At 31.9% G+C, this 10,941-nt stretch carries 9 protein-coding genes; 8 read left to right on the forward strand and 1 reads right to left on the reverse strand.

The features are described from left to right. The first annotated feature begins 13 nt into the window (after positions 1 to 13). Genes VIM70_RS18200 through VIM70_RS18210 form a run of 3 tightly spaced genes read left to right on the forward strand, consistent with a single transcriptional unit; the run spans position 14 to position 4,200 of the window. Positions 14 to 1,951 (forward strand): PTS mannitol transporter subunit IICBA, encoded by a 1,938-nt coding sequence (locus VIM70_RS18200; protein ID WP_331947205.1) that lies wholly within the window; start codon positions 14 to 16, stop codon positions 1,949 to 1,951. A gap of 36 nt (positions 1,952 to 1,987) precedes the next feature. After that, on the forward strand, positions 1,988 to 2,917 hold the full coding sequence (gene pfkB, locus VIM70_RS18205) for a 1-phosphofructokinase (protein ID WP_331947206.1): 930 nt from the start codon (positions 1,988 to 1,990) through the stop codon (positions 2,915 to 2,917). A 20-nt stretch (positions 2,918 to 2,937) separates the two neighbouring features. After that, entirely contained in the window at positions 2,938 to 4,200 is a 1,263-nt protein-coding gene (locus tag VIM70_RS18210) for a zinc-binding dehydrogenase (protein WP_331947207.1), read from the forward strand. A 74-nt stretch (positions 4,201 to 4,274) separates the two neighbouring features. Here VIM70_RS18210 and tkt read toward each other — a convergent pair whose 3' ends face one another. Next, positions 4,275 to 6,266, reverse strand: coding sequence for a transketolase (gene tkt, locus VIM70_RS18215; RefSeq protein ID WP_331947208.1), 1,992 nt, complete (start codon positions 6,264 to 6,266; stop codon positions 4,275 to 4,277). A 389-nt stretch (positions 6,267 to 6,655) separates the two neighbouring features. Between tkt and ymfI the strand changes: the two genes are divergently transcribed. The 5 genes from ymfI to cysS all read left to right on the forward strand — a co-directional run bounded on the left by ymfI (position 6,656) and on the right by cysS (position 10,751). Then, positions 6,656 to 7,396 carry an elongation factor P 5-aminopentanone reductase gene (ymfI, locus tag VIM70_RS18220; protein ID WP_331947209.1) on the forward strand — a complete coding sequence of 247 codons (741 nt, stop codon included), beginning with the start codon at positions 6,656 to 6,658 and terminating at the stop codon, positions 7,394 to 7,396. A gap of 119 nt (positions 7,397 to 7,515) precedes the next feature. Beyond that, positions 7,516 to 7,848, forward strand: coding sequence for a hypothetical protein (locus VIM70_RS18225; RefSeq protein WP_331947210.1), 333 nt, complete (start codon positions 7,516 to 7,518; stop codon positions 7,846 to 7,848). Positions 7,849 to 7,969: 121 nt separating this feature from the next. Continuing rightward, entirely contained in the window at positions 7,970 to 8,815 is an 846-nt protein-coding gene (locus VIM70_RS18230) for a phosphatase PAP2 family protein (RefSeq protein ID WP_331947211.1), read from the forward strand. A gap of 65 nt (positions 8,816 to 8,880) precedes the next feature. Continuing rightward, positions 8,881 to 9,012, forward strand: coding sequence for a hypothetical protein (locus VIM70_RS18235; RefSeq protein WP_331947212.1), 132 nt, complete (start codon positions 8,881 to 8,883; stop codon positions 9,010 to 9,012). Between the two features lie 332 nt (positions 9,013 to 9,344). Next, the gene (cysS, locus tag VIM70_RS18240) at positions 9,345 to 10,751 is read left to right on the forward strand and encodes a cysteine--tRNA ligase (RefSeq protein ID WP_331947213.1); all 1,407 of its coding nucleotides are present in this window, start codon (positions 9,345 to 9,347) and stop codon (positions 10,749 to 10,751) included. The last annotated feature ends 190 nt before the right edge of the window (positions 10,752 to 10,941 follow it).

Here is a 10,941-nt window from a genome sequence, read left to right on the forward strand (position 1 = left end):
GGAGGCATAAGTTATGGAGAATACATCACATAAAAAAAACAAAGGAAAAACTAATGAAAGAGTACAGAGTTTTGGTCGATTTTTAAGCGGGATGATACTTCCTAATATTAGTGCATTTATAGCATGGGGGCTAATTACAGCATTATTTATACCGACTGGCTGGCTTCCTAATTCTCATTTTGCTAAATTAGTTGGCCCAATTATAACTTATCTTTTACCATTATTAATAGGTTACACTGGTGGTAAAATGGTTGGTGGAGTAAGAGGTGGAGTAGTCGGGGCAATTGCAACTATGGGAATTATAGTAGGGGCAGATATTCCAATGTTCATGGGCGCGATGATAATGGGGCCACTCGGTGGTTATGTTATAAAGAAATTTGATAAAGCCATTGAAGGAAAAGTACCAGCTGGTTTTGAAATGTTAATTAACAATTTTTCAGCAGGTATACTTGGAGTAATTTTAACATTGATTGCATTTTCAGGAATTGGTCCAGTAGTCCTAGGGTTAAATGGTTTTTTAAAAGACGGAGTAGAAGCCATAGTAAAAGCAGGGTTATTACCCTTGGTTTCTGTGTTTATAGAACCAGGGAAAATATTGTTTTTAAATAATGCAATAGGTAATGGGATTTTGGTACCAATAGGTGCACAAGAAGCTAAAACAATCGGGAAATCAGTATTTTTCTTATTGGAATCCAATCCAGGTCCTGGACTTGGAGTACTAATAGCCTATTGGATGTTCGCAAAAGGTGCAATTAAAGAATCAGCACCTGGAGCAATAATAATTCACTTTATTGGTGGAATACATGAAATTTATTTCCCTTACGTTTTGATGAATCCAAAGCTTATACTTGCAGTAATTTGTGGTGGTGCAAGTGGAATATTCACATTCCAAATCTTTGGAGCAGGATTAATTGCAGCAGCTTCTCCAGGAAGTATAATTGCATTACTTGCAATGACGCCTAAAGGTGGATATTTCGGAGTACTCGCAGGAGTGCTAGTAGCCGCTGTGGTTTCCTTCTTAATATCATCTGTAATAATAAAGAGTAGTAATAGTAAATCAGATGATAATGAATTTGAAAAAGCAAAATTAAGATCAAGTGATCTAAAAGTAAAAAAAGAAATAAATAAGACAAACAAAACAATAGTTAAAACATTTAACAAAGTAATATTTGCATGTGATGCTGGTATGGGTTCTAGTGCAATGGGAGCAACTACATTAAAAACTAAATTTAAAAAGGCTGGATATAATATTGACGTAGTAAATTGTGCGATAGAAGATATACCAGTGGACGCGCAAATTGTTATTACTCATGAAACACTAACAGCAAGAGCAAGGAGTGTAGCTCCTAATGCTGAGCATATATCAGTTAAAGATTTCCTTAATAACCCTGCTTTCGAGATCCTTTCAAGTAGATTAAATCCAGCTAATAACAATAATACTGATAGTCAAGTTGATGCCAAAAGTGACTCAATAAATGTGGAGGCAATTGATAAAAAAATTCTTGAAAAGAAAAATATAAAACTGGGACTCGAAAGTACAGATAAATATACAGCAATAAAAATGGCAGGTAGACTATTATTTGAAAGTGGTTATGTAGAAGAAGAATATATGGATGCTATGATTCAAAGAGAAGATGATCTTACAACTTACATTGGGAAAGGAATAGCAATTCCTCATGGAGTTGGAGCAGCTAAGAAAAACATTAAAAATACGGGAATGGTAGTTCTTCAATTTCCGAATGGCATTAAGTTTGAAGATGATTTGGCTTACCTCGTAATTGGTATTGCTGGAGTTGGAGATGAGCATTTACAAATACTTTCAAATATCGCAATTGCTATTGAAGGAGAAGATGACAGCATTACGAGCAATGTTAACATTGTTGATAAGTTAAAAAGTACAGAGGATGTTGAATACATTTATAATCTGTTTACAATAAAATCCGAAAATTAAATCAAAAGATGAACTTTAAATATAAGAGGTGAAGATATGATTACAACTATAACAATAAATCCAGCAGTTGATAAAACTATTGAAATAAATAACTTCAATATTGGTAATGTTAATAGAGTGGCGTCAGTAAGGCTTGATGCTGGTGGAAAAGGAATTAATGTGTCAAAAGTAATAAAAAACTTGGGATCAAAGAGCAAAGCAATGGGAATTCTTTCCGGTAACTCAGGAAAGTTTATAAAGGGATATTTAGATGGTATAAATATCTTAAATGACTTTGTTTTTACACAAGGTGAAACAAGAACAAATATAAAAGTTGTAGACATGATTAATCATACTAATACAGATATTAATGAAGCCGGTCCAGAGGTAAGTCTAAAGGATTTGAATGAAGCACGTGATAGAGTCTTCAATAATATAAATAGTGATGATATTGTAATTTTGTCAGGAAGTGTGCCTAGCAACGTAGATAAGAAGATTTATGGTAATTGGATTACTAAGGCAAAAGAAAAGGGAGCAAAAGCCATATTAGATGCTGATGGTGAACTTCTTAAGTATGGTATTTTAGCAGGACCATATCTTGTTAAGCCTAATATAGATGAGCTTGAAGGTATGTTTAATAAGAAAATTAATGGAGTAGCGGAAACTGCTGAAATAGCTAAAGGTTTGCTGGAATATGGTATTATTATTGTAGCAGTTTCACTTGGCAGTGAGGGAGCGGTTTTTGTAACTAAGGAAAAATCCATATATGCTAGGGGTCTTAAGGTAGATGTGAAAAGTACGGTGGGAGCTGGCGATTCGATGGTTGCAGCCCTTGCATATTCAATCGAGAAGGGTCTTAGCTTTGAAGAAACCGTGAAACTCGCTGTTGCGACTGGTGCCGCGAATGTAATGACAGAAGGCACAAAAGCAAGTGATATAAAAACAATTATAGAACTAGAAAAACAAGTGGAATTCGAATACTTATAAAAAAAAAGGTGGTAATTTATATGAAAACAAGAGCAGTAAGATTATACGGAAAAAAAGATTTAAGAATGGATGAATTTGAACTTCCTGAAATAAAAGAGGATGAAATATTAGTGAAAGTAGTATCAGACAGCATATGTATGTCTACTTATAAAGCAGCAATACTTGGTAGTGATCATAAGAGAGTACCTAGTGATGTAGCAACCAATCCTATAATAATAGGTCACGAAATGGCAGGAGATATAGTGCAGGTAGGTTCCAAATGGAAAAATGATTTTAAAGTTGGAAATAAATTTTCTATGCAACCAGCGCTTAACTATAAAGGAAGTATGGATTCACCAGGATATTCTTATAGATATTGTGGAGGAGATGCAACTTATGCAATAATGCCACAAGAGGTAATGGAACTTGGCTGTTTATTAAATTATGAGGGTAAAGCGTATTATGAAGCTTCACTTGCTGAGCCAATGTCTTGTATTATTGGAGGTTTTCATGCAAGTTTTCATACTGTAATGGGTAGTTATGAACACAAGATGGGAATAGTTGAAGGTGGAAAGCTTGCAATGCTTGCAGCGGCTGGTCCTATGGGCCTAGGTGCAATTGATTATGCTATGCACTGTGACAGAAAGCCAGGCTTAATTGTAGTAACAGATATAGAGCAAAGTAGATTAGACAGGGCAAGAGCAATATTTACGGAGGTTGATGCAAAGAAAGCCGGAATAGAACTAATATTTGTAAATACAAAAGATATAGAAGATGTTCCAAAATATTTAAGAGAGTTAACAGGTGGAACAGGTTTTGATGATGTATTTGTATATTCTCCAGTTAAACCAGTAGTTGAACAAGGAGATAAGATATTAGGTAGGGATGGCTGTTTAAATTTCTTTGCTGGTCCTACAGATACTAAATTTTCAGCGATGTTTAATTTTTATAATGTTCATTACCAATCAACTCATACAATTGGAACTACTGGTGGAAACACAAATGATATGATTGAGTCATTGAGAATGACAGAAAAGAATATTATAAATCCAGCAGTTATGGTTACTCATATTGGAGGACTTGATAGTGCAGCTGATGCAACCCTTAAATTAACTGAGGTACCAGCAGGTAAAAAACTAATATACACAAACATATTTATGGATATTACAGCAATTGATGATTTTGAGGAAAAAGGCAAAAAAGATCCACGCTTTAAAAAGCTTGCAGAAATCGCAAAAGGCAATAAGGGACTTTGGTCTTACGAAGCAGAAAAGTATTTACTTGAAAACTGGAAAATTAAATAAATAAATTAAAAAAATCAACTAATCAAAATACGATTAGTTGATTTTTTTAATAATAAAACTATAAAATAAATAAATTACTTATGAAGTAGTTTTATTGATCTAGCAACAACATTTTCTGTTGTAAATCCAAATTCTTTGAATAAAACATCAGCTGGGGCTGAAGCACCAAACCTATCAATAGAAATTATGTCTCCGTCCAAACCAACGTATTTATGCCAACCAAAGGAAGCAGCGGCTTCAATTGCCAATCTAGTTCTTACAGAAGATGGCAATATAGATTCCTTATATTCTTTTGATTGAGTTTCAAACAAATCGAGGCATGGCATACTTACTACTCGAGCCTTGATTCCTTGATCATTTAATATCTTTGCTCCCTCATAAATAAATTCTACTTCGGAGCCAGATGCCATTAAAATGATATCAGGGTTTTGACCTTGAGTTTCATAAGTTTTTAATATATATGCACCTTTTAAAGCTTCTATTGAGGTCTCTTCATACAAAGGAAGATTCTGCCTTGTTAGTACTAAGGCAGTAGGGGTCGTTTTTGAGGTTATTGCAGCGTACCAACCAACAGCTGTTTCTCTAGAATCAGCGGGTCTAAACACATTAAAATTTGGTAGAGCTCTGAGTGCTGCAAGATGTTCAATTGGTTCATGAGTTGGGCCATCTTCACCAACAGCTATACTATCATGAGTTAAAACATAAACTACTGGAAGACCCATAAGGGCAGACAATCTCATTGCACCCTTCATATAATCACTAAAGACAAAGAAAGTTGAAACAAAGGGTTTAAGGCCTCCATGAACATATATTCCATTTGCAATAGCAGCCATTGCATGTTCACGTACTCCAAAATGAAGGTTAGATCCATTTCTATCCTCCATAGAAAAATCACCCATATTCTTCATATATGTTTTATTAGAAGGAGCAAGATCAGCAGAGCCACCTATAAGATTTGGCACATGTTTAGCTAATACATTTATTATAGCGCCAGAAGAGTTTCTTGTTGCTGCTTTGCCTTCAAATTTCCACATTTCTTCAACTTTAAGTAAGTTCGTAGAAATTTCTCCGCTCTGCCATTCTTCATATTCTTTAGCAAGTTCAGGATTTTTTTTGCTATATAACGCATAAAGAGCGTTCCAATCTTCTTCTTTTTTGTTTAATTTTAATTTTAATTCTTCCATATGTTTAGTTACTTCGTCTGGAATAGAAAATGGTGCTAGGTTCCAGCCCATGCATTTTTTCATTTCAGTTATATTATCTTCACCAAGCGGTTCACCGTGTGCGGATGATAAGCCTTGCTTTTTAGCACAACCAAATCCAATAATAGTTTTAATTTTAATAAAGGAAGGTTTATTTATCTCAAGTTTTGCAGTTTCAATGGCTTTACCTATTGCGTCCATATCATTGCCGTCTTCTACATATAAAACTTGCCATCCATAAGCATCAAATCTTTTACTTACATCTTCTGTAAAGGCTATATCTGTAGATCCTTCTATAGATATACTATTTGAGTCATACATTACAATAAGTTTAGAAAGGCCTAATGTACCTGCCAAAGATGCTGCTTCTCCAGAAATTCCTTCCATATTATCACCATCACCACATATAGCATATGTATAATGATCTACAATAGCATATTCTTTTGTATTGAATTTTGCTGCAAGATGGCTTTCAGCTATTGCCATACCTACTGCATTAGCAATGCCTTGTCCGAGCGGTCCTGTAGTAACTTCAACGCCATTTGTATGATTATACTCAGGATGACCAGGTGTTAAACTTCCAAATTGTCTAAAATTCTTTAAATCTTCAATAGTTAGACCATATCCAAAAAGATTAAGAAGTGAATATTCAAGCATTGATCCATGACCTGCTGAGAGTACAAATCTATCTCTATCCTGCCATTTCGAATTTGCAGGGTTATGGTTCATATGATTTGCCCATAATGTATACGCCATTGGAGCCACTCCAAGTGGAAGCCCTGGATGACCTGATTTTGCCTTTTGTATTGCCTCGGCGGATAAAATTCTTATTGTATCTACGGTTAGTTGTTCAATTTTACTCAATGTAAATTCCTCCTTGTTGAATAGGGTAATTTTTACACCTTTATATAATAGGTGTATATGTCATATATTAAATATTCTCCTCAATGTTGCAAGAATATATTAATTTTTTTATTTTTCTTAATTATCTTTATCATATATATATTATCATATATAAACATATATATGAAGGTAACTTGAAGAAATTATCACCTAATAATAATCAATATAATTTCTAAAATAAAGGTAGAATCTTTGAAAAAGTGTTTGCGACATTTAATTCTTTTAATGTTTCGTAAATTAGCAGTATAATATATATATAGTTAAAATTAAAAAAGAATTTTAATATGAAGATAAAAAATAAGAAATAATAATAATTCGAAGGAAAAAATCCTAAGTTAGGGGCGGTATTTATGAATTTAAAAGGTAAAGTAGCAATAGTCACGGGAGCATCAAGAGGAATTGGAAAAGGGATTGCTTTAGAACTCGCTAAGGCTGGGGCTTGCGTTGTTATAAATTATAGAAGTAATGAAGAAGCAGCTGAAAAAACATTTCAGGAAATTAGAGATCTGGGATCATATGCTTTAAAAATCAAAGGTGATGTAAGTAATTATGAGTTTTCGAAAGAAATGATAAAAACTACTGTTGATAAATTAGGTAAAATAGATATTTTGATAAACAATGCAGGAATCTCTAAGGTAGGTTTGTTTATGGATGCGACCCCTGACGAATGGGATAATATTATAAATGTAAATCTTAAGGGTACAATTAATTGTTCTCATAACGCTATGCAAGAGATGATAAAGCAAAAGAGTGGAAGTATAATAAATATATCATCAATGTGGGGGAATGTAGGTGCTTCTTGTGAAGTAGTTTATTCAGCATCTAAGGGAGCAATTAACGCATTTACAAAGGCCTTAGCTAAGGAACTTGCACCTTCCAATATTAGGGTTAATGCCATAGCACCAGGGGTTATAGATACAGAAATGAATGATTGGTTAAGCAGTGATGAGCGTAAAGCTTTAGTTAATGAAATACCGATGATGAAATTTGGAGAAGTGAGCGATGTTGGAATGCTTGTAACTTTTCTAGCCAGTGAAAAGTCCAAATACATTACAGGGCAAGTGATAACAATAGATGGAGGAATGTTATAACTTAATATATTATTCATTATTTCTTAAGAATTAATTTATATTTGATTGTATTTATATGTTATAATTAAACTATTAATTAATAAAAAAATTGTATTAATTGAAAGAAGGTTAATATTATCATGGAGTATACAAAGGGTAAAAACATAATTTCAAAGTTCTTTAAATCAGCATTATCAGTTGGTACTTTTATTATTTTATTAATAACAATACCTTATATAGCTATCTTTGTTATTAAAGCCTTATTTGTTATTGCAGTTTTTGGGGTTTTAGTATGGTGTATTTTCAAATTAGTAAAGATGATTAAAAATTTTATCTATAAACTAAGTATAAAGGAAAATAGTACAGCAAAAGCGGATATGTTTAATAGTGACGCAGATACAACAGATTCCATTGATATTAATTATGATGATAGTGTTATTGTTGATGTGGATTATGAAAAGGTTGTTAAGTAATAATGTGGTATAGTGAAGTGTAGAAAATAAAATTAAGTATATAAACTATATTTTAAAAACCAGTCTATATTCTAGATTGGTTTTTATTTTCAAGATTTATAAGAGATATAAGGAGAGAAGTATGCAAATAGAAATTATTAAATTTATACAATCTATTACATCTCCATTTGCGGATATGGTCTTTCAATTAATTACAATGACCGGTGAGGAGACTTTCTACATTGTAGTAGCTTCTACAATATTTTGGTGCGTAAATAAAAAATTCGGGTATAAGCTAGGGTTTGCACTGCTTACGGGTACAATTGTAAACACTGCTTTAAAGGATATAGTTAATTCAGCTAGGCCAATAGGAATTTCAGGAATAAGGTCTCTCAGATTAGAAACTGCTACAGGACAATCTTTTCCAAGTGGGCATACACAAGGGTCTACAATATTCTGGATTTCATTTATAAATCAAATAAGGAAAAGGTGGATTTATGTAATTGGAATATTAGTAATAAGTTTAGTTGGATTTTCTAGAATGTATCTGGGAGTGCATTACCCTATAGATATTGTTGGCGGGATAGTAATCGGAATTATATGGACATTTATATCTAATTTTATTTTTGAATATTCTGAGGCTAATGGTAATCCATGGATTTTTATGATAATTATTATGCCTATGCTCATTGGATTAATATTCTTAAGACAAAAAACCTATTATTCAATATCGGGAACAGTATTAGGTTTCTATATTGGATATATACTAGAAACAAAATATGTGTTATATGATGTTAATAGCACTAGGCTAAAGCAAGTAATAAAATTGGTTTTAGGACTTGGTGTTCTTTTAACACTTAAAGGTGGATTAAAGGTAATACTACCAATTAGTATATTTTCGGATTTTTTCAGATATTTTATAGTTGGATTGTGGATTACAGTAGGAGCACCCTATATTTTTAAACGATTTATTAATTTAAATAAATAGAATATTTTTTTAAAATTAGTAAAACATATAGATATAATATCAATACTGATGAGGGAGATGTTTTTATGCCTAAAGATAGCCAACCTGACAATAAATTTTCTAGATTAGTAAAAAGTAACTATGATACTCCTATAACTAGAGAAACTGCAAAAAATCAAAACGCTACAAATAAAAAACAATCTGCTGATAAAAAATAAAATAAATGGGAGTATATAAACTTTTGCTTATATGCTCCTGTTTTTTTATATAGGAAATTGTTTGAATATAGATAATATAATAAATTTATTCAAATAAATGGTATAAATTACTAAAAATAATAAATTATTAAGATAATTTATTGCATTTTTCGAGTATTATGTTAAAATTTATATATATAATTATTTTTGTACTTAAAAGTTTGGGGTTATTTATACTTTGAAGTTTAAAGCTGCAGCAAGCCTGTAGCTTATTATATTGCATTTGTGAAGATGATGAACAGTTTTTAAAAAATTGAATATACTATTGTACTATTTAAGAAGGAGTGAAAATATTGAGTTTTAATGTTTATAATACTATGACTAGAAATAAGGACGTATTTGTACCTTATAAAGAAGGTAAGGTTGGTATGTATACTTGTGGACCTACAGTGTACAACTATGCACATATAGGCAATTTAAGGACGTATATTTTTGAAGATGTACTTAAAAAATCCTTAGAGTATCTAAATTATAAGGTTAAGCATGTAATGAATGTAACTGATGTAGGTCACCTTCAATCAGATGGGGATGAAGGTGAAGATAAAATGGCATTAGGTGCAAGTCGTGAGCATAAAACTGTATGGGAAATTGCCAAATTCTATGAAGATGCTTTTTTTGAAGATTGTAAAAAGCTTAATATAAAAAGGCCTACTATTGTATGTAGAGCTACGGATCATATACAGGATATGATAGAGCTTATAAAAAAACTCGAGGATAAAGGATATACTTACGTATCTAATGGAAATGTATATTTTGAAATTGATAAATTTGAAGATTACGCTAAACTTGCAAATATTAGTATAGATGAGCTGGAAGCAGGACGTAGGATAGAAGTAGACCCTAATAAGAAAAATCCACTTGATTTTGTATTATGGTTTACAAATTCTAAATTTTCTAATCAGATAATGCAGTGGGAGTCACCATGGGGAAAAGGGTTTCCAGGCTGGCATTTAGAATGTTCTGCTATGTCTATTAAATATATCGGTGAATATTTAGATATTCATTGTGGTGGAGTAGATCATATTGCAATACATCACACAAATGAAGTAGCTCAATCAGAAGGGGTCCTAGGACATAAATGGGTAAAATACTGGATGCATGGAGAGTTTTTAGTACTAGACAGCGGTAAAATGTCAAAATCTACTGGTGATTTTTTAACAGTATCAAGGCTTATTGAAGAGGGATATAGTCCCCTTGATTATAGATATTTCTGTCTTCAATCTAAATATAGAAAACAGTTACTGTTTAGTTTTGAGAGTTTAAATGATGCTAAAAATGGGTACAAAAAGCTTAAAGAGAGAATTGCTCTTGTTTTAGTATCTATAAATAAAAATGATCAAACCAGTGATGAGAAAATTGAATCATATAAACAGAAATTTTCATCATATATAAGTGATGATTTAAATATAGCAAATGCTTTTACTGTACTTTTCGATGTTTTAAAAGACGGCGAACTTAATAATAAGGAAAAGGCTATACTTATAGAAGATTTTGATAAGGTATTCTCATTAGATCTCATGAAAATTGAAGAAGAAACTACAAACGTAGATGAGGACCTTATAAATAAGCTCATAATTGAAAGAGCAGAATCAAGAGCAAGTAAAAATTGGGCAAGAGCAGATGAGATAAGAAATGAATTTATAGCTATGAATATTGAACTTCTTGATACTAAGGAAGGAACAACTTGGAAAGTTAAATAAAAATGAGTTAATGAAAGCATTTGATAATTAAAACTTAACGACACTTATGAAGGGGCTGTCTCAAAATGATTAAAAAATCATTTGAAGAGACAGCCTCTTTTCCTTATTGATTTTAATAGAAACACTAAAAAATCACTCTTTTAATTACTATTTTGTAATGCATTTTTATTTTTTTACACTACAAAAAGAA

Source organism: Clostridium sp., from assembly GCF_036569345.1.
In the GTDB taxonomy this organism is placed as follows: domain Bacteria; phylum Bacillota; class Clostridia; order Clostridiales; family Clostridiaceae; genus Clostridium_AD.